The organism is Mycobacterium sp. NGS16, from assembly GCF_059813225.1.
Window position 1 is genome coordinate 814,364 of the sequence record NZ_JCALEE010000002.1, and the last position, 19,120, is coordinate 833,483.

A 19,120-nucleotide genomic window follows, 5' to 3' on the forward strand; every position below is an offset into this window, starting at 1 on the left:
GCAGCGACCTGAGTCACATAAGGTTGCTCCATGGCAAAGCTCACCGACCTGCCCGGTCAGGCCGTCAACGTGCTCGGCCGCTACCTGGAACGCGGTAGCGCCGAGCTGCACTATCTGCGCAAGGTCATCGAATCCGGTGCCTTGAAAATCGAGTCGCCGCGAATCATTGCCAACGCGATCGCCGACGGTGCCCGATGGGGCGAGTTGGGGATGATTCCGGCCCTCAATGCCCGCCGTAACCCCGATGGTCTTGCGGTCATCGACGACGACGGCAGTATCACCTTCAAAGAGCTCGACGACGCTGCCAACGCGGTGGCCAACGGCCTGGTCGCGATGGGTGTGCGCGGCGGCGATGGGGTGGCGATCCTGGCCCGCAACCACCGCTGGTTTCTGATCGCCAACTACGGCTGCGCCCGAGTCGGTGCCCGGCTGATCCTGCTCAACAGCGAGTTCTCCGGCCCGCAGATCAAGGACGTCTCCGAACGCGAAGGCGCCAAACTGATCATCTACGACGACGAGTACACCGCCGCGGTCGCGCAAGCCGACCCGCCCCTGGGCAAACTGCGGGCGCTCGGGGTCAATCCCGACTCCAGCGAACCGTCCGGCAGCACCGATGAGACGCTGGCCCAGCTGATCGCCCGTAGCAGCAAAGCGCCGGCACCGAAGGTCAGCAAGCACGCCTCGATCATCATCTTGACCTCCGGTACCACCGGCACCCCCAAGGGCGCCAATCGCAGCACCCCGCCCACGCTGGCCCCGATCGGCGGGATCCTGTCGCACGTCCCGTTCCGAGCCGGGGAGGTGACGTCGCTGCCGTCGCCGATGTTCCACGCGCTGGGCTACCTGCATGGCACCCTGGCGATGTTCTTCGGCTCGACGTTGGTGTTGCGGCGCCGCTTCAAGCCGGCCACCGTGCTCGAGGACCTGGAGAAGCACAAGGTGACCGGGATGGTCGTCGTCCCGGTCATGTTGTCGCGGATCCTCGACCAGCTGGAGAAGACCAGCCCCAAACCGGACCTGTCACATCTGCGGATCGTGTTCGTCTCCGGTTCACAGCTCGGAGCCGAGTTGGCGACCCGCGCGATGAAGGACCTGGGGCCGGTGATCTACAACATGTACGGCTCCACCGAGGTGGCGTTTGCCACCATCGCCGACCCGGCCGACCTGCAGTACAACCCGGCGACGGTGGGACAGGTGGTCAAGGGCGTCAAGGTCAGAATCCTCGACGACAACGGCCACGAGCTGCCGCGGGGCGAGGTCGGGCGGATCTTCGTCGGCAACTTCTTCCCGTTCGAGGGCTACACCGGCGGCGGCGGCAAACAGATCATCGACGGGCTGTTGTCCTCGGGCGACGTCGGCTACTTCGACGAGCGGGGCCTGCTTTATGTCAGCGGCCGTGACGACGAGATGATCGTCTCCGGCGGCGAGAACGTCTTCCCAGCCGAAGTCGAAGACTTGATCAGTGGGCATCCCGATGTCATCGAGGCCACGGCTTTGGGAGTCGAAGACAAGGAATGGGGTGCGCGGTTGCGTGCCTTCGTGGTCAAGAAGGAAGGCTCCAGCGTCGACGAGGACGCCATCAAGGTGTACGTCAAGGAACACCTGGCCCGCTACAAGGTGCCGCGCGAGGTGGTGTTCCTCGACGAGTTGCCGCGCAACCCGACCGGGAAAATTCTGAAGCGCGAACTCCGCGACATGTAGCCGCTTCGCTGGCGCGAGCGCGCGTGTTTGTCCACCGCCACGCCGGTGTTTGCGCACAACCGCGCCCGCTCGCGGCACTCTCACGCGCCGAGGCTGACTGCCTGTTCCCAAGTGGCGCCGCTGATATCGGTGAGTACGAGGGTGTACCGGTGGGTGGCATCCCACCGGGTTTTCTCGGTGGGAATCGTCAGTTGCGCTTTCGCGCCCAACGGGATCACCAGGCTGTGCGCGCCCGGCTTTACCTTGGCGATGTAGCGGTTGGCTATCGCCGCCTCGGGCAGCCGACTCAGCTGAGTGCCGTCCAGCTGCACGACGGTATCGCCGGTGCTGTCGTCGCGGACGCTGACGCCGATCAGGAAGGAGCCGTACACGTCGACGCCTTCGGTGCGGAACACCTGGAATTGCAGGCTGTTTCCGACAACGTGGGCATCGGTGATCTCGATGAGTGGCGCGACGGACTTGTTGTGCAGCGGGCCGTACAGCCCGCCGTGGAAATGCTGGTTGGTGAACAACGCCAACGCCAGGACGGCCCCCGAGCCGGCAAGGACCGCCGGCTTGCGGACGCTGATCTCGCCGGACGCCAACCAGCACAGCCATTTTCGCTGCGCCAGTGTCGGAAGCCGGTCGGCAAGAACACCATCTAGGGAGTAACGTCCGCCGCCGCTCAAAAACAGCATGAGCCCGCACGCCACCCCGAGGATGCCGATCTGCCACTCATCGACGCAGGTGGTGCCCAGCCACCCGGCGCCGAGCAGGATGCCGAACGCCAATCCCAAGACGGCCAAGCTCATGATCCTGGTGAAAAGGCCGAGGATCACGCAGAACCCGACGATGCCTTCCACGATGGTGAAGGCCGTCATCGCCACGGCCAGCAGGCCGGGGTGGGTCAGCAGGTATTCGATAATCGGGCCGATGCCCAGTGCGTTCGGTAGAAAGTGGTTGAACTTCTCGCCGACGTATCCGGGTAGGTCTGGATTCAATTTGTCGGCGAGACCGACGCGACGCCAAAACGCGGAGAAATAGGTCCATCCGATGACGAGCCGGACCGGCAATGCAAAGAGGGCGGCGGTAGTGAAATGGCGGTCGGTGATCCTGGCTTCGTCGACGGTGTCAGCAGTCACGTGGCAGTCCTGAGGCTATGGCTTCTTGGGATCCCGCCCGCCATGCTAGCAGCGCGATCCTCTTGCGCCGAGCAGTCCCCAGCGGGGTATCGCCAGCGAAAGCCGCCAAATCTGCTGGAATTTGGGGGCTTTCGCGACTGCTCGCGGAACTTACGGGTCGCGGGGCAGCCCCAGCAGCCGCTCGGCGATGATGTTGAGCTGAACCTCCGATGTGCCGCCGTAAATCGTTGTGGCACGGCTCATCAGCAGGTATTCGGCCCACTTGCCCGGCAACTGCTCGCGGTCGCCGATCGCGGCGTCGCCGCCGAATGTCCCCACCGCGAACTCGGCGTACCCCTGGGTGGTGCGCATCGACAGCAACTTCGACACCGCCGCCGCCGGCATCGGATCGCGTCCGGCCAGCGTCAGTAGGGTCGAGCGCAGATTGAGCAGCTTGGCGGCGTGACCCTCGGCGATCAGCTCGCCGGCTCGACGGTGCTCGCCCTGGTCGAACTGGCCGTCGCGCATGAACTCCACGAACCCGTCGAGGCTCGCCAAAAACGGCATCTCAGAGCCGCCGATCGAGACCCGTTCGGCCGTCAGCGTGTTGCGGCTGACCTCCCAGCCCCGGTTCACCTCGCCGAGCACCAACTCGTCCGGGACGAACACGTCGTCGATGAACACCGTGTTGAACATCGCCCCGCCGGTGAGTTCGCGCAGCGGACTGACCGTCACGCCTTCGCTTTTCATGTCCAGCAGGAAGTAGGTGATGCCATCGTGTTTGGGAACCGAGGAGTCGGTCCGTGCCAGCAGCGCTCCCCAGGCAGAGAACTGCGCGGCCGACGTCCAGATCTTCTGGCCGCTGATCCGCCACCCCCCGTCGACCTTGGTGGCCTTGGTGGTGAGACTGGCCAGGTCCGAACCCGCGCCGGGCTCGGAAAACAGTTGGCACCACACCATTTCGCCGCGGAACGTCGGTGGCAGGAAGCGCTGCTTCTGTTCGTCGGTGCCGAACGCCACGATCGACGGGATCAGCCATGCCGCGATACCCATGCCCTGGCGGCGCACTCGACCGGTGGAGAATTCCTGCTCGATGATGATCTGCTCGATCGGTTCGGCGGCCCGTCCCCACGGCTTCGGGAGGTAGGGCAGCACCCAGCCGCCCTCGGCGATCGCCACCGTGCGCTGCTCGCGCGGCATGGCTTTGAGGGCGGCCACCTCGGCGCGGATCTCGGCGCGCAGCTTCTCGGTTTCGGGGTCCAGGTCGATGTCGATCTTGCGCATACCACCGGCGGTGGCGGTGTCGAGGACCTGCTGCGGGTAGTCGGCGCGGCGGCCGAAGGAGGCGGCAAGGATCAGCGCCCGCCGGTAGTAGACGCCGGCGTCGTGCTCCCAGGTGAAGCCGATCCCGCCGTGCACCTGGATGCAGTCCTGGGTGCAGTGTTGCGCTGCCTCCGGGGCCAGGGTGGCCGCGACCGCCGTGGCGAATGCCACCGTGGAACCGGCGGCGTCCCAACCGCTTTTGTCGGCCTCGTCGATCGCCCGGGCGGCATCCCACACCGCGGCGGTGGCCCGCTCGGTGGTGGCGATCATCTCGGCGCACTTGTGCTTGATGGCCTGGAACTGACCGATCGGCCGGCCGAACTGTTCGCGGATCTTGGCGTACTCGGCAGCGGTGTCGGTCGCCCACCGGGCCACCCCGACCGCTTCCGCGGACAGTAGGGTGGCGATCAGCGCGTGTGCCCGCGCCTGGCTGAGGTTGCTCAGGACGGCCGCCCGGGCGACCTCGACGCCGTTGGCCCGCACGTGGGCGATCGGGCGCAGCGGGTCCACGCTGGTCACCGGTTCGATCTCGAGTTGGTCGGCGCCCAGCACCACCCACGCTTCGCCGCTGTCGATCGCCACGGGCAGCACCAGCAACGAGGCCTGGGCTGCCGCTGCGACGGCGCGGGCCTCACCGCGGATCACCAATCCGTCGCCGTGCGCGGTGGCCGTCAATCCCGGGCTGAGCGAGTAGCTGGCGATGACCTCGCCGGTGGCCAGGCCGGCCAGCTCGGCGGCGGCCGGGTCGTGGGCGGCGATCAGGGCGCTGGCGATCGCCGACGGCACGAACGGGCCCGGCACGGCGCCGTAGCCGAACTCCGCCAGTACCACCGCCAGCTCCAGGATGCCGAAACCCTGCCCGCCGGCCTGCTCGGACAGGTGCACCCCGGCCAGGCCCTGCTCGGCGGCGGCCCGCCAGTACGGCGGCGGATTCTCGATCGGCGTGTCCATCGCCGCGTGCAGCATCTCGGAGGGCGCCGCCCGGGTCAGCAGGGACCGTACGGAATCGGCCAGGTCCTGGTGTTCAGAAGTGATCGCTATGGGCATGATGCGCCTTTCGGTGGGTACGTTGTGACCAATCTACGAACCGGTCGGTTGGTTGACGACGTGGGTCAGGGGTTGGCCCTCTCGCAGCCGGCGGCAGTTGTCGACCGCCGCGCTCAGATAGCGCTGCATGGTGTCGGCGGTGTACCAGCTGACATGCGGGGTGAGCACCACGTTGTCCAGGCCGAGCAGGGGGTTGTCGGTGCCGACCGGTTCGACGGCGAACACGTCGAGGCCCGCGCCCGCCAGCCGTCCGCTGGCCAGCGCCTCGGCCAGGGCCGGTTCGTCGACGACGCCGCCGCGGGAGGTGTTGATCAGCACCGCCTCCGGCTTCATCCGCGCCAGCCCGGCGCGGTCGATCAAGCCCTGAGTCCCCGCCGTCAGCGGCACGTGCAGCGACACGACGTCGGCTTCGGCCAGCAGATCCGGCAGCGGCCGCCAGCCGGGCCGACCGTCGTCGCCGGTGCTGGTGTGCACGACGTCCGCGCCCATGGCGGTCACGATTCCGGCCACCCGCTGGGCGATGCTGCCGTAACCAACCAGGCCGACGGTGCAGCCGCCGATGTCGCGGCAGCGCTCAAGGTCGGGATCGGTGGGCCAGCCGCGGCCCTGGCGGGTCGCGCGATCCAACGGCAGCAACCGGCGCAGCACCGCTAGCATCAGCAACACGGTGCCTTCGGCCACCGCGGCCGCGTTGGCGCCGGGCATGTTGGCCACCGCGATGCCGCAGGCGGTGGCGGTGTCGACGTCGATGGTGTTGATCCCGACGCCGAATTTGTGCACCAGCCGCAGTTTCGGCGCGCTGCGTAGCTCCTCCCCGGACAGCGGCCGCAGCACATGCCAGATCACCTCCGCCTCAGGAAGTTCGCGCCGGAAGGTGAGGGAGTCGTCGGCGGCGCACCACCGGATGTCCAGCCAATCAGACTCGGGCGCAACGTAGTCGCGAACCATCGGGCCGGGGGCGAAATGCGCCAGCACTCTCAGCGCCACCGTCGGCTTATCCTTCCTCGGCGTAGATGGCCCGATAGAACACGTTGGCCAGGGTGCGGATACAGGCGGCGTCGTCCACGTCGTCAGGCTCGGAACCCGCCGGACGTGACGCGGCCAATTTGACGTAGCAGAACTGGTTGAGCATCGACACGATCGCCACCGCGAGCAGTTCCGGGTCGTCATCGGCACAGTAGCCCTCGGCTTGGGCGCGTTTCACCATTTCGGTAATGAAACCCGCTGGTACCGCGCAGATCTCCGCCCAATAGCGGGCGAAGTCGTCGTTGATCATCGCCAGCTGCGAGACCCCGACCATCTCGGCCAGTCGGTGGCGGTAGGTATGCCAGTGCGCGGCGGCGGCCTGCTCGATCCGCTCCCGGTTGGAGAGGCCGTGGCGCACGGCGCTGGATGCCCGCTCACCGGCCTCGTCGCGAAACCGCAGTGCCCACTCCCGGACCATCGCCTCTTTGGAGTCGTAGTAGTTGTAGAACGACGCAGCCGACCGGCCGGCCTCGGCCGTGATATCGGCGATGGTGGTGGCCAGCACCCCTTTGCGCGCGATCACCGTGCGCGCGGCCGCATCGATAGCAGCCTGGGTGCGCCGGCCCCGTTGGGTGGGTAACGGCTCGCGGGGAGTCGCCTGCTCGGAAAGGGCCGACACCGAATCACCGATTCCTATCGCTGCTGGGTCTGGAACATAACTAAATCTGATGTTAGATTCAGATCCGGGTGCTGACCAGAGGGAGTCGCGATGATCAAACCGCACGGTGTCAACACCGAGTTCGAGATCAGCGGGATCAACCACGTCGCGCTGGTCTGCGCCGACATGGCGCGCACCGTCGACTTCTATAGCAATGTGCTCGGCATGCCACTGATCAAGTCACTTGACCTGCCCGGCGGGATGGGCCAGCACTTCTTCTTCGATGCCGGCAACGGCGACTGTGTCGCGTTCTTCTGGTTCGCCGACGCGCCCGACCGCGTACCGGGGATCTCGTCGCCGGCCGCTATCCCGGGCGTCGGTGAGATCACCAGCGCGGTGAGCACCATGAACCACCTGGCGTTCCACGTGCCCGCCGATAAGTTCGACGCCTATCGCCAGCGCCTCAAAGACAAGGGAGTCCGTGTCGGCCCCGTCCTCAACCACGACATGTCCGACTTCCAGGTCAGTGCCACCCTGCACCCAGGCGTCTACGTGCGGTCGTTCTACTTTCACGACCCGGACGGGATCACATTGGAATTCGCCTGCTGGACAAAGGAGTTCACCGACGACGTGGAGCACGTCACGCCGAAGACACAAGCCGACCGGCGGATTCCGGCGGCCACCTAGTCTCGATACAGCGCCGGATCACCCAGTTTGTCGAGCAGTGCGGCCAACTGCTCGATCAACCGTTCCGGCTTGAAGCGCACTTCCCCGGCCAGCCAGGCGCTGATCGTTTGGGCCACCCCACCGACCACGAAGTGCCCGGCTGCCTTGATCCGGTCGTTCTCCGGCAGCCGCAGCGCAGTGCCGGCGTGCTGACCGGACAACATCGCCAGTAGCGCACTGGATTCCACCCGCTTACGCACCACGACCGCGTTGCTCAGATGCACTCCGAACAACAGCCGGCCGATCCGCGCGTCGCCGGCGATGGTTCGCACGATGTTCGCGACGCCGGCCCGGGTCTGCTGGTCCGGTGGCGCCGACTTGACGATCGCCTGCGTCTTGGCGGCCAGGTCGGTGATCACGGAGTCGAAGACAGCGCTGACGAACTCATCCTTGTCGGCGAAGCTTTCGTAGAAGTAGCGGGCGGTGAGGCCGGCCTGCCGGCAGATACCGCGCACGGTCAGCTCAGCGATCTGCGGGACGTCGGCGCCGAGTAGGTCGAGCCCGGCCTCGAGGAGCCGGGCGCGGCGCGACGCACGCCGGTCAGCAGCGTCGACCCCGCCGTACGGGCGCGCCCCCGAGACGTTGGCGGAGACCATGCCGAACATCTTGACATCGAGGCCGAACGCGGAGCAATATCAGGAAACGCGCGTTCTCAGAATTGGATGGGTGGGCGATGGCAACAAGCGCAGTACTTCAGCAGGTGGAGCGCCCGGTGAGCGCGCCGCCGGACCCGAACCGCCGCCGCGCTCCCAAGCAGCAACACGGCGGGAACGTCTCCGACGGCATGTTCGGCCTGTCGTTGTTGGCCGGCTCGGCCAACGTGATCATGCAGTTGGCCCGCCCCGGCGTGGGCTACGGGGTGCTGGAGAGCGCGGTCGACAGCGGTCGCGCGGATCTGCACCCGTTCAAGCGGGCCCGCACCACGATCGGCTACCTGGCGGTGGTGGCGCTGGGCAGTGAGGCCGAACGGCAGGCGTTCACCAAAGCGGTCGACGGCTCCCATCGTCAGGTCCGCTCCACCAAGGACAGCCCGGTCAAGTACAACGCCTTCGACCCGCAACTGCAGTTGTGGGTGGCGGCGTGTTTGTACAAGGGCTCGGTCGACCTGTACCGGATGTTCTATGGCGAGATGGACGACGAGCTGGCCGAACGGAACTATCAGGAGGCCAAGGTCTTCGGCACCGCGTTGCAGATGAACGAGGAGTTGTGGCCGGCGGACCGGGCGGCATTCGACAAGTACTGGCAGGACCAGTTGGACACCAATATCCACATCGACGGCCCGGTTCGCGACTACCTGTATCGCATCGCCGCGGTGCGGATGCGCGGGGTGACGCTACCCGGCCCGCTGCACAAACTGGTCGAGGGGCCGATGCTGTTCGTCACCACCGGCTTTCTGCCGCAACGATTCCGGGACGAAATGCGACTGCCGTGGGACGCCAACAAGCAGCGCCAGTTCGACGCGCTGATCGCACTGCTGCGGATGATCAACAATGTGACGCCGGGGCCGCTGCGGCGCTTCCCGTTCAACGCTTTGATGGCCGACATGCGGTGGCGGATGCGGACGGGCCGGCCGCTGGTGTGAGGCGCGTTCACTCGTCGGCGCTTCGTCCCTTGGCTAATGCTGTCAGGTAGTAGGACGTCAGGTACAGCAGGGCGAACAGGCCGGCCGAGGAGATCGTTGCGATGACGAATTGGAGACGTTGGCCTCGCGCGATGGGATAGCTGAACTTCGCTTCGCCGTAGCCGAACCCGACGCTGAACAACACGCAGAAGCCGAGCATATACAGGATCAGCTCTCGATCGTCGTGAAAATTGAATCTTTCGCGACCGGGAAGAAACGAACTGCACACTGCGGCGTCGAAGGCGAGGGCGAGTCCTGCGACAATCCACCACATCTTCGCCGGGGTGGCGATCAGTTCGTGACGTTGAAGATTGGCGCTTGCATCCTTGGACTCGGCATTGATGTGAACTGGTTGGAAGGCGTAGATTCTGCCGCGAATCCGAAGGTACGGCGTGAACGCGTATGCTGAGCCCACCGTCGTCAGCATTACGATAAGAAGTAGCGCGAGGAGCATTTGCAAGTCGTTGTAAGAGCCAAGGATTACGAATATCGCGGCGAGGGCTGAAAGATACCAGTAAATACGACGCCGCGATTCCAGAGGCATTTTCAATCGGTCCACGCTGATTCCAGCCACGATGCACACACAAGCCGCAACTATGAATCCATTGCTCATCTAGTATCCCAAAATCCTATCGACTATTTCTTGTCCCGCTTTTGAGCCCCCGATTATTCCGCCGATCACTACGACGGGCACGACGATCTCGGGGGCGCCCACCAAGGACATCGCCAGTCCAGCGCCCCACGCACCGGCTTCACCGCCCACAAAGCGGCCGCCGAATTCCGCGATCCCTTGTTGAGCCGAGATCTCGCCGGCCTTTATGTCCATGAGAGTCAGTGCTCCGTCGAGTCCTGTTGCCGCGTGGCCCAAGTCATTGCCGACTTTCGTCAGCGCCTCGGCATCCGCTTTCGAGAACACGTGACCATCGAGCGTGTGACGTCCGGTAGGCAAAGTCGCGCCGCGCGCCTCCAAGCCTCCACCCACAGCGGAAGTTGCATTCGAAAGCTGGTTGAAGAACTCCCGGGGCGGCATCCCGTTCTTGATGGCGGTGATGGCCTGTTGGACACCTCCGGCGGAGACGCCGCCCCGGCGGAGGCGGTCGGCGAAGCTGTTGATCGCAAATGAGCGGGCAGCCGATTCGGCGTCGTCGAGGACCCGGGTGGCCTGGTCCGGGGTCATGGGTGAAAGGTAGGGGGCCAGTGATCCGGATTCCAGGCGGCGTTGCAGATCCAGCCGGTTGGCGGCGTTGCTCCGTGCATCGCCACCCAGCACCGGGTCCATCGGCAGCGGCCCGATGAAGTTGGCCATCCGGTAGTCCTCGAGGCGCTCGCCGGCCAGGCGCCGGGCCTGCGGATCGGCGGCCGGGTCGGTAGCGGTGGCGTAGTCCCGCAGCCGCGCGGCCGCTGCAGCCTTCTCGGGCGTCATCTCGCCCGCACTGTCCACCAATTGCTGGTCGCGATCACGCTCGGTAGTGCCGTAGGCATCGGCAGCGCGACCGGCTTGTTGGTCTTGGGTGGGTTGCCCGTCGCCGTCGTAGCCGTGCAGCGGTGCCGGCTCGTAGCCATTGGAGAGCAGTTTGCTGGTGGCGTCTTGTAGGACTGCGGCGTAGTCGTCGCGGAGCTTTTCGAGTTGATGCAGGATGCCAGCGGTGTCGTCGATCGCCACCTGCTCCAGTTCGGAGGTGTCGAGCTGCGCCTGCTGGTACATGCCGATGCGATTGTCGATGTCTTGGAGCTGGATCTGCAGCGCGTTGATCTTCGCAGCCGCCGCCTTCTGGGCCTCGGCCAGCGCGGCGGCGATGGTTTCCAGGTCGGTGCCGATCGCGGCCAGCTGGGTCTGCTGCAGATGCAAGGTATTGGTGGCGCGCTGGACTTCGGCGGAGTCGTTGATCGGGTGGTCGCCGTTCTCTCGATTCCAGGCGGCTTGGAACCGTTGGCGGGCTTGGGCGAATGCGGCACTGGCCTCGGCGGTGCAGGACCCGGCGTCGTGGAACGCTTGCGCCAGTTCGTCGATGACGGCCGGGTTACCGCTTTGCAGGGTGTTGTTGACCTGCCACGGGTCACCGCCGGCCGCTTCGGTCAGCAGCGCCGGGTTTATGTGCTGGAGTTGCACCGCACCGCGCGAAGTTCGGCTGCGTTGCCCTGTTCCATGCCGGTGAACTCGCGCGCGGCAAGGTGCGCCTTGTCGCCGACCTCGGCCAGGGTGCGGCGGTGATCGTTGAGGCAGGTGATGTGCTCGGCATGGGTCGCAGATAGCGCGCCGTGGAAGACGTCGGCGGCGCTGAAGCCGCCGAAAATGCCCGTCGCGACAAAGGTCTGGTTCAACCGGGCCGCTCCGGCCTGGGCGTGTGCGCTGGCGCCATGGGTATCCGTCGCCCCCGAACGCAGCATCGCCGGATCGACAAACACCAGAACCCCTCTCAGGTCAGTCATCGGCAACTCTGGCAGCCGGCCCCGCCAGCGTCAATTCACCCGGCGATGATCCCGCGGATACCGGGTTGTCCGCCGGTAGGCTCAACGCCATGTCATCGGCCACGACGCCCGCGGTGAGCGGCTATGAGGCGCGATGGCAGCAGCACAACGCGGAGCGCCGCAACCAGATCCTGCGTGCGGCGGTGCAGGTGATCGAGGACAGTCCTGCGGGCGCGGACATCTCGGTGCAGGCCATCGCCAAACGCGCCGGTGTCGCCAAGTCGGTGATCTACCGGCAGTTCAGCGGCAAGGACGAGTTGGAGCGCCGGATCCGCTCCTATCTGGTCGACGACTTCGCCGCAGTGCTCGACGCCAAGCTCGACGTCTCCAGCGGTTCGCTGCGGCAGATCCTCACCCGTTCCGTGCTGGCGGTGGCCGACTGGATGGTCGACCATCAGCGGCTCAACGAATTCGCCCGCCGCGGACCGACTTTGGAGGGCTCACAAGACGCCACCGAAGAACTCAAGCGGCGCATCGCCGTGCGCGGCGCCGACATCATCTCCTCGGTTGCCGAAGCAATCGGGGTGGGCGGCGAGGTCTTCGAGTCCGTGCCGTTCGTGGTCGTCACCATGGTGGATGCCACGCTGGCGAGTTGGTTGACGGAGTCCCCGCCGACCCGGTCCCGCGCCCAGATGGCCGAAACGCTGGCCGATATCATCTGGTACATCCTTGACGGCGCCGCCCGCTCGATCGGGCTGGTGTTGGACCCGGACGAAGAGCTGACCGCGGTGGTCGAGGCCCTCAAACGGCCCTGAAAACTGCCATCAGGCCGCGGCGTGGGCCCGATCGGGCTCACCGCGGTACCGGGCGCGCGGGCCGTCGATGCGAAGCAGCCGCCAGGCCAGCCGGCTGGCCCGGTTGTTCAGGCCCAGTTCGTCGGAGAGGGCCCGCATTTCGCCGAAGTAGCCGGCCAGAATGCGACGGGATGCCGGTCCGCGCCAGAACGCTTCGCGCATCACCTCCGGCGGGATCCCGAACTGCTCGGCGAACGATTTCGGCGGCGCCATGATCTCCCCGGCGAGCCAGCGCATCGCCATCGGGAACAGCACGCTGATGACCCGTTGCCGACGGCGTGTCAGCTTCGGTAGATGGACCTTGAGGAACTCGTTGGCGAACGAGATGTGGCGTGCCTCTTCGGCAATGTGGATCTGCATGGTGCGCAGCACGGCCGGCGGCAGGCTGGCGCCCTCCCGGATCAACGCCTTCTGGAAGTGGTCGATCGGTTCCTCACCGGCCAGGATGCCGATGACGAAGATGATCGGGTAGCGCCCGCCCACCAGCCCGATGTAGGGCGAGAACCGGCGGAATCGGCGCTTCATGCCGGGCACGTCGACGCCGATCCGGTTCACCAGCTCCTGGAACATCTGGATGTGGTTGCACTCCTCGGTCATCTCGTGCAAGCAGTAGCGAAACTCCGGTGACCCGTTGGGCAGCGTCATGATGTAGGCCATGAGCCCGCGGATCAGAATGCTCTCGAAAGCCGCGCCCACCTTGATCGAGTTGGCCATGCGCCACTTGCCGATCTCGATTTGCCGCTCCAGGGGCTGGGCCTGATACCACCGGGTGGCGCCGAGTGAGTCGGATGTCGGCGAAAGCACCCAACGGGGATCCTGCGGATCGATCGCCATCTGTGGGTCGTCCCACGGCACGTCGGTGAACGGGTCGAAGTTGCGGCGAACCGAGCCTTCGGAGAGCACCTGCAGGGCTTGGGTGTAGTCGGTAGTGGTCATCGTTTACTCCCGGGGGACAGTGCGTTTCACAGGGCGCGGGCGATGATTTCCTTCATGATCTCGTTGGTGCCGGCGTAGATCTTCTGGACCCGCTGGTCGGTCCACATCCGCGAGATCGGGTATTCGGTCATGTAGCCGTAGCCACCGAACAGCTGCAGGCATTCGTCGGCGACGTGCATGGCGCGGTCGGTGGTCCACCACTTGGCCATCGCCACCGTGGGGATGTCGAGCTCACCGCGGATGTGCTGTTCGATGCAGTCGTCGATGAACACCCGGGCGATCTTGGCCTCGGTGGCGACCTCGGCCAGCTTGAACTTGGTGTTCTGGAATCCGAAGATCGGTCGGCCGAAAGCCTGACGCTCCTTGGTGTAGCGCAGGGTGTGCTCGAGCGCGGTCTCCATCCCGGCCACCGAACCGACGGCGATGATCAGCCGTTCCTGCGGCAGCTGCTGCATCAGCTGGATGAATCCCTGGCCTTCGACAGTGCCCAGCAGGTTCGACACCGGGATGCGCACGTCGTCGAAGAACAGTTCGGAGGTGTCCTGGCCGCGTTGGCCGATCTTGTCCAAGGACCGGCCGCGCCGGAAGCCCGGGCGGTCGGCCTCGACCAGCACCAGCGAGATGCCGGCGGCGCCTTCTGCTGCGTCGGTCTTGACCACGGTGATGATCAGATCGGCCTGCTGGCCGTTGGTGATGAACGTCTTGGAGCCATTGACCACGTACTCGTCGCCGTCTCGGATGGCGCGGGCCTTGACGTTCTGCAAGTCCGATCCGGTGCCCGGCTCGGTCATCGCGATAGCGCCCACGACCTCGCCGCTGGCCATCTTCGGCAGCCAGGTCCGTTTCTGGTCTTCGGTGCCGTAGGTCAGCAGGTAGTGCGCGACGATCGTGCTGTGCACGCTGACACCCCATGAGGTGTCGCAGACGCGTGCCTGCTCCTCGATCAGCACCGCTTCATGGGCGAAGGTGCCGCCGCCCCCGCCGTACTCCTCGGGGATGGACAAGCACAACAACCCCAGTTCACCCGCCTTGTTCCACAGGTCGCGGTCGACCTGGTGCTGGCCGATGAACTTGTCGATGTTGGGTGCGATTTCCTTCTCGCAGAAGGCGCGGGCCAGCTCACGCAGCGCGTCGAGGTCGTCGTTCATCCAGGGCGAGCGGCGGTTGGACAAGGCGGTTCCCCATCGACAGGTCTCGGAGATTTACCGAGACGTACGGTCCCATCAAATTCGACAAGGTACTCGACGGCAGCGGCGCGAGCAAGGTAATCGGCCCTTTCCCAAAAAGAACCTGAGATTCTGCTTGACATCGGGTCGGGACTTCCCTACGGTTGCGCTACCGTCAAAAGAAAAAGCATGACGGTTTCGAACAAGGAGGGTTGTTATGAAGTTCCGTGCACTGGGTGTGGCGGTGGGTGGCGCTGCGGCAGCGGCGTTCCTGGCGGCCGGGACTGCCAACGCCGATACGGCCGAAACGCCGGCGCCGACGTGGACGCCGGTCTACCAGACGGACACCGCGGAGGTCCTCCAGCAGGCGAACTCGTTCATCAACACCTGGGCCGTCGGGTCCACCTTCGTCAACGGCGACACCACGCTGGTAGGAACCACGTACCTCACGCCGTCGACCGGGGGGCTCAACACCCTGTTCATCGACGAGGCCACCAACGACGTCTACAACCAGAATCAGTTGGGTCTGGGCTTCACCAACCTGTATTACGACGCCGACGGTGACGGCAAGGACGTCGTCGACATCCTGAAGACGCCGTTCGGAAACATCAACATGTCCTCGATGGCGTGGCTGTTCACCCCGGAAGACATCTCGAAGCTGCACGAGGCCTCGCCGGACAAGGCGCTGGAGAACGCCGGCCTGTACAGCGCGCTGAACCTGGCATACGGCAAGGACGTTCCGGAGAACCTGACCTGGACGCCGGTGTACGGCACCGATGACGCGCAGTTGCTCGTCGACAAGGATCCGTTCTCGCAGACCTGGAAGCTGGATGCCACCTTCGTTCCCAGTGAGGGCGACACGCTGGTAGGCACCAACTACCTCACGGAGTCGCTGTTCGGCGCCGGGATCAACAACGTGTTCGTCACCGACGATGGAGACGTCTACGCCCAGAACCAGCTGGGCTTCGGCTTCACCAACCTTTACTACGACGCCGATGGCGACGGCAAGGATGTCATCGACTTCCTGAAGACGCCGTTCGGCAACATCGACATGTCGTGGGCGGCGTCGTGGTTCGCGCCGGCCGACTACTCCGACGTCGACGTGATCACGCCCGACGCCGACCTGGCAGCCGCCGGTCTGTACAGCGCGCTCGACCTCGGCTTGCCGACGCCGGACGCGTAACCGACCACACCAGCACGCACGAATGCCCCGGTTCGCCGGGGCATTTCGTGTTTGCGGGACGGGTTAGCGCACCACTTCTCGCTGCACCGCATCGATCCGCCGGGTCCAGCCGCGCGCGTCGAGGTATTCCAGCAGCGGGATCATCACCCGGCGGGTGGTGACCAGCGCCTGGCGGGCCTGGCTGGCCGTGAACGGTTGATCGAGTCGGGCCAGCTCGCGCATCGCCAGCGCCGGCGCGCTCGGCAACAGCACCAGCCCGTCGCGCAGGCGTAACAGCCGTCCGGCTCGTTCCGCGGCAGCCAGCTCTCGGGTCCCCAGGTGCAGGGCGGCCAGATCGTCGGCTTCCGGGGCATGAAACGGATGGGCGGCCAGGCGCGATTCCAACTCGGCGATCGCGGCTTCGGCCGGGCCGAGATCGTCGCCAAGGCCCGGCAGCTGAATCAGCCCGTTACGCTGCGCTAGTCCGGTGCTGCGCACCACCTCGTCGAGCAGCACCGGATCGGGAAGTCCCAACAGGTCGACGGCCGCACCTCGGGATAGCCCGGCAGCCAACGGGTCCCGCTGCCGAAGCTCGCGCACCGCGGCCTGCAGCCGCTCCCGCCAGGCATCGTGGGTCCGGGCGTGCACCCACCATTCGCCGATCACCCGGACATCGGCGGGTACCGCGGCGCAATCGCAGCCCAGGACCCGCAGGCGCTTGCGCGTCACCGCGCCACGGCGGGCTACCTCGGCGCTAGCCCGGGCGATGTGGTCGTCGGGATCAAGATCGGCCAGTGCGGCCGACCGCCGGGCCGCATCGCCGCGCCGGTGCAGCGCGGGCGGGTCGGCGTCGAGCACCAGCACCCCGCCCAGCACCCGGCGGCTGCCGGGGTCGCGCAGCAGCAGCCGGTCACCGGCGACCAGCGGCAGCGGGCGCTCCAGCGCGAGCCGGGCATGCTCATCGTCGAAACGCCGCAACCTGGCCGGCATCGCCGCCGTTCCGACGTGCACCATGAGCTGCTCCGGCACCGTGCCCAGTGCTGCCCCGGTGCTGCGCCGCACGTCGAGGATCCCAGCGCTGCACCACGTATCCGGCGTGGTCAGGGTGGCGCCGCGGTGCACATCGTCGACGGCGACGCCGCGCAGGTTGACCGCGACCCGGGCGGCCGGCGCAACGCTGGCTGCCGGTTCACCGCAGCACTGCAGACCTCGGACCACGACAGGCGTCGACCGTTCCCCGGTGCGCAGCTCCAGATGGTCGCCGCGCGTCAGCGTGCCGGACGTCAACGTGCCGGTCACCACCGTCCCGGCGCCGCTGACCGGGAACGCCCGGTCCACCCACAGCCGCACCCGCCCGTCTGCTCGGGGCGGCGGCACTGCGGCCAGTACGTCGTCGAGCGCGCTTCGCAGCTCGGGTAGGCCGGTACCGTCGACCGCCGATACGGCGACGACCGGGGCATCCTGCAGGCCGGTCTGGGACAGTTCGGTGCGGGTTTGCGCCGATACCTCGCCGATCCGGTGCTCGCCGACCCGGTCGATGCGGGTCAGTACCACCAGACCGTGCGAAATCCCCAGGGCGGCAACGGCGTCGCGATGGTCGTCGGACTGGGAACGCCAGCCCTCGTCGGCGGCGACGACGAAGCACACCACCGGCGCCGGACCGAGCCCGGCCAGGGTGTTGGGCAGGAACCGTTCGTGGCCCGGCACGTCGACGAAGGCCACTTGCCGGCCCGAGGCCAGCGTGGTCCAGGCGAACCCCAGATCGATGGTGAGCCCGCGCCGCCGCTCCTCGGCCCACCGGTCCGGTTCCATACCGGTGAGTGCGCGCACCAGGGTGGACTTGCCGTGATCGACGTGGCCGGCGGTGGCGACGACAAACATGGGCGGCGCCTGCTCAGCGGATCCGGTCGAGAGCGGCGCGCACCGCGGCCAGCAGCCGCGCGTCGTCATCCGGCGGGATACAGCGCAGGTCGAGCAGGCAGGCGCCGTCGTGCACCCGGGGCAGCACCGCCGGATCCCCGGTGCGCAGCACGGCCGCAGCCGCTTCGGGCAACCGGACAGCCCAGCCCGGCAGCGGCACACCCGGGGCGCCGCCGCCCCCGACCCGGCCGTCGTGGGGGATGACGGTGGCGCCGGCGCCGGCGGCCAGCCGCTCGGCGCGGGCACGCAACTGGTCGGGGTCGGCGTGCAGCGCCCGGGTGACCGGGGGAGCCGCGCCGGCAACCGTGGCCTCCAGTGCCGCAAGCGTGAGTTTGTCGGCGCGGACGGCGCGGGCCAAGGGGTGTCGGGCCAGCCGGGTGATGGCCTCGGCGCGGCCCAGCGCCAGACCGGCTTGCGGGCCGCCGAGCAGTTTGTCGCCGCTAGCGGTGATGACATCGGCGCCGTCGTGCAGCGTGGTGGCCGCGTCCGGCTCGTCGGGCAGCAGCGGGTCGGGGGTCAGCAGACCGCTGCCCAGATCGGCCACCAGTGGCACACCGTGTTCTGTTGCCAGAGCACGCAATTCGCGCACGTCGACGGCGGCGGTGAAGCCGTGGACGGCGAAGTTGCTCGGGTGGACTTTGAGAATGCAGCCGGTCTGCGGCCCGAGGGCTTCGGCGTAGTCGCGCAGGTGGGTGCGGTTGGTGGTGCCCACTTCACGCAGTCTCGCACCGGTGGAGGCGATCAGGTCCGGCAGCCGGAATCCGGCCCCGATCTCGATCAGCTCGCCGCGGCTGACCACCACCTCCCGACCGGCGGCCAGCGCGGTGGTCGCCAGGACCAGTGCGGCGGCACCGTTGTTCACCACCAGGGCGTCTTCGGCGGCCGGGCAGGCGGCCAGCAGTGCGGCACGCGCGGCGACACCGCGCTTGGACCGGGCGCCGGTGGCCAGATCCAGCTCGACGTCGACGTAGCCGCTGGCCGCCGCCAGCGCCTCGACCGCCGCCGCCGAGAGCGGTGCGCGGCCGAGGTTGGTGTGCACCACTACCCCGGTGGCGTTGAGCACGGGCCGCAACCTGGTTCCCGAGCGTTTCGAAAGGTGTTCCAGCAGTGAGAATTCCACTTGGCCCGGGTCCAGCTCGCCGCGCCTCGCCCGCTCCTGAGCGTCATGCACCAGGCCGCGCACGACGTGGTCGCCGAGCCGGGTGCGCGCCTCGAGCACGGCGGGCAGCGTCAGCAGGGCGTCGGTGCGCGGAATGCCGCGACGCGGATCGATCTGACTCACTGCGCCTCCTATGGCGGAGGCGGACGGGAATCGAACCCGCCAGACCGAGCTGCTCGGCCTCACCGGTTTTGAAGACCGGGGAGCCCACCAGGACCCAAACGCCTCCGGGGATCAACCTAGTCGGGCGACGATGCGGGCGAGGGACGAGCCGGCGGAGGAGTCGTCCCGGGGCTGGACCAGGTGGGTCTTTTCAAAATGGGTCGCGCGTGCGGTATCGCTTTCCGACGCGGCCGCCCGCCTGCTGGTGCG

The 19,120-nt window shown here is 67.0% G+C and carries 17 protein-coding genes and 1 tRNA gene; 5 read left to right on the top strand and 13 right to left on the bottom strand.

What is annotated here, in order from left to right:
- Nucleotides 1-30 precede the first annotated feature (30 nt).
- Entirely contained in the window at nucleotides 31-1,701 is a 1,671-nt protein-coding gene (fadD2, locus tag AC5Y4Q_RS09550; RefSeq protein WP_064923212.1) for a long-chain-fatty-acid--CoA ligase FadD2, read from the top strand.
- Between the two features lie 80 nt (nucleotides 1,702-1,781).
- Here fadD2 and AC5Y4Q_RS09555 read toward each other — a convergent pair whose 3' ends face one another.
- The 4 genes from AC5Y4Q_RS09555 to AC5Y4Q_RS09570 all read right to left on the bottom strand — a co-directional run bounded on the left by AC5Y4Q_RS09555 (nucleotide 1,782) and on the right by AC5Y4Q_RS09570 (nucleotide 6,816).
- Nucleotides 1,782-2,822 (bottom strand): TQO small subunit DoxD, encoded by a 1,041-nt coding sequence (locus AC5Y4Q_RS09555; protein ID WP_082952716.1) that lies wholly within the window; start codon nucleotides 2,820-2,822, stop codon nucleotides 1,782-1,784.
- 150 nt (nucleotides 2,823-2,972) lie between these two features.
- A complete protein-coding gene (locus AC5Y4Q_RS09560) occupies nucleotides 2,973-5,171 on the bottom strand; it encodes an acyl-CoA dehydrogenase family protein (protein WP_064923210.1) in 2,199 nt (732 codons plus the stop codon).
- Between the two features lie 33 nt (nucleotides 5,172-5,204).
- Complete coding sequence (locus AC5Y4Q_RS09565) at nucleotides 5,205-6,119, bottom strand: 2-hydroxyacid dehydrogenase (RefSeq protein ID WP_185746688.1); 915 nt, start codon at nucleotides 6,117-6,119, stop codon at nucleotides 5,205-5,207.
- A gap of 46 nt (nucleotides 6,120-6,165) precedes the next feature.
- The gene (locus tag AC5Y4Q_RS09570) at nucleotides 6,166-6,816 is read right to left on the bottom strand and encodes a TetR/AcrR family transcriptional regulator (RefSeq protein ID WP_082952715.1); all 651 of its coding nucleotides are present in this window, start codon (nucleotides 6,814-6,816) and stop codon (nucleotides 6,166-6,168) included.
- Nucleotides 6,817-6,906: 90 nt separating this feature from the next.
- Between AC5Y4Q_RS09570 and AC5Y4Q_RS09575 the strand changes: the two genes are divergently transcribed.
- Nucleotides 6,907-7,482, top strand: a complete 576-nt coding sequence (locus AC5Y4Q_RS09575; RefSeq protein ID WP_064923208.1) for a VOC family protein — start codon at nucleotides 6,907-6,909, stop codon at nucleotides 7,480-7,482.
- Here the strand turns inward: AC5Y4Q_RS09575 and AC5Y4Q_RS09580 are convergent.
- Nucleotides 7,479-8,126 (bottom strand): TetR/AcrR family transcriptional regulator, encoded by a 648-nt coding sequence (locus AC5Y4Q_RS09580; RefSeq protein ID WP_109535724.1) that lies wholly within the window; start codon nucleotides 8,124-8,126, stop codon nucleotides 7,479-7,481. The genes AC5Y4Q_RS09575 and AC5Y4Q_RS09580 overlap by 4 nt on opposite strands.
- 68 nt (nucleotides 8,127-8,194) lie before the next feature.
- Between AC5Y4Q_RS09580 and AC5Y4Q_RS09585 the strand changes: the two genes are divergently transcribed.
- Nucleotides 8,195-9,103, top strand: a complete 909-nt coding sequence (locus AC5Y4Q_RS09585; protein ID WP_064923206.1) for an oxygenase MpaB family protein — start codon at nucleotides 8,195-8,197, stop codon at nucleotides 9,101-9,103.
- 7 nt (nucleotides 9,104-9,110) lie between these two features.
- Here AC5Y4Q_RS09585 and AC5Y4Q_RS09590 read toward each other — a convergent pair whose 3' ends face one another.
- Genes AC5Y4Q_RS09590 through AC5Y4Q_RS09600 form a run of 3 tightly spaced genes read right to left on the bottom strand, consistent with a single transcriptional unit; the run spans nucleotide 9,111 to nucleotide 11,572 of the window.
- Nucleotides 9,111-9,755 (bottom strand): hypothetical protein, encoded by a 645-nt coding sequence (locus tag AC5Y4Q_RS09590; RefSeq protein ID WP_125225617.1) that lies wholly within the window; start codon nucleotides 9,753-9,755, stop codon nucleotides 9,111-9,113.
- A complete protein-coding gene (locus AC5Y4Q_RS09595; protein ID WP_125225616.1) occupies nucleotides 9,756-11,252 on the bottom strand; it encodes a putative alpha/beta hydrolase in 1,497 nt (498 codons plus the stop codon).
- Complete coding sequence (locus tag AC5Y4Q_RS09600) at nucleotides 11,234-11,572, bottom strand: DUF2563 family protein (protein WP_234786401.1); 339 nt, start codon at nucleotides 11,570-11,572, stop codon at nucleotides 11,234-11,236. Before AC5Y4Q_RS09600 ends, AC5Y4Q_RS09595 begins: the two co-directional genes overlap by 19 nt.
- An 89-nt stretch (nucleotides 11,573-11,661) precedes the next feature.
- Between AC5Y4Q_RS09600 and AC5Y4Q_RS09605 the strand changes: the two genes are divergently transcribed.
- Nucleotides 11,662-12,366 carry a TetR/AcrR family transcriptional regulator gene (locus AC5Y4Q_RS09605; protein WP_064921589.1) on the top strand — a complete coding sequence of 235 codons (705 nt, stop codon included), beginning with the start codon at nucleotides 11,662-11,664 and terminating at the stop codon, nucleotides 12,364-12,366.
- A gap of 9 nt (nucleotides 12,367-12,375) precedes the next feature.
- On the opposite strand, the gene AC5Y4Q_RS09610 is transcribed toward AC5Y4Q_RS09605, so the two are convergent.
- Complete coding sequence (locus AC5Y4Q_RS09610) at nucleotides 12,376-13,341, bottom strand: AurF N-oxygenase family protein (protein WP_064921590.1); 966 nt, start codon at nucleotides 13,339-13,341, stop codon at nucleotides 12,376-12,378.
- Between the two features lie 26 nt (nucleotides 13,342-13,367).
- Nucleotides 13,368-14,489 (bottom strand): acyl-CoA dehydrogenase family protein, encoded by a 1,122-nt coding sequence (locus tag AC5Y4Q_RS09615; protein ID WP_064921591.1) that lies wholly within the window; start codon nucleotides 14,487-14,489, stop codon nucleotides 13,368-13,370.
- A 235-nt stretch (nucleotides 14,490-14,724) separates the two neighbouring features.
- Here AC5Y4Q_RS09615 and AC5Y4Q_RS09620 point away from each other — a divergent pair, with 235 nt between their 5' ends.
- Nucleotides 14,725-15,690, top strand: coding sequence for a hypothetical protein (locus AC5Y4Q_RS09620; RefSeq protein ID WP_064921592.1), 966 nt, complete (start codon nucleotides 14,725-14,727; stop codon nucleotides 15,688-15,690).
- A 63-nt stretch (nucleotides 15,691-15,753) separates the two neighbouring features.
- On the opposite strand, the gene selB is transcribed toward AC5Y4Q_RS09620, so the two are convergent.
- The 3 genes from selB to AC5Y4Q_RS09635 all read right to left on the bottom strand — a co-directional run bounded on the left by selB (nucleotide 15,754) and on the right by AC5Y4Q_RS09635 (nucleotide 18,977).
- Nucleotides 15,754-17,550 carry a selenocysteine-specific translation elongation factor gene (selB, locus tag AC5Y4Q_RS09625; protein WP_125225615.1) on the bottom strand — a complete coding sequence of 599 codons (1,797 nt, stop codon included), beginning with the start codon at nucleotides 17,548-17,550 and terminating at the stop codon, nucleotides 15,754-15,756.
- A gap of 13 nt (nucleotides 17,551-17,563) precedes the next feature.
- Nucleotides 17,564-18,871, bottom strand: a complete 1,308-nt coding sequence (gene selA / locus AC5Y4Q_RS09630) for an L-seryl-tRNA(Sec) selenium transferase (protein WP_064921593.1) — start codon at nucleotides 18,869-18,871, stop codon at nucleotides 17,564-17,566.
- 11 nt (nucleotides 18,872-18,882) lie between these two features.
- Nucleotides 18,883-18,977: transfer RNA gene (locus tag AC5Y4Q_RS09635), tRNA-Sec, on the bottom strand.
- Nucleotides 18,978-19,120 lie beyond the last annotated feature (143 nt).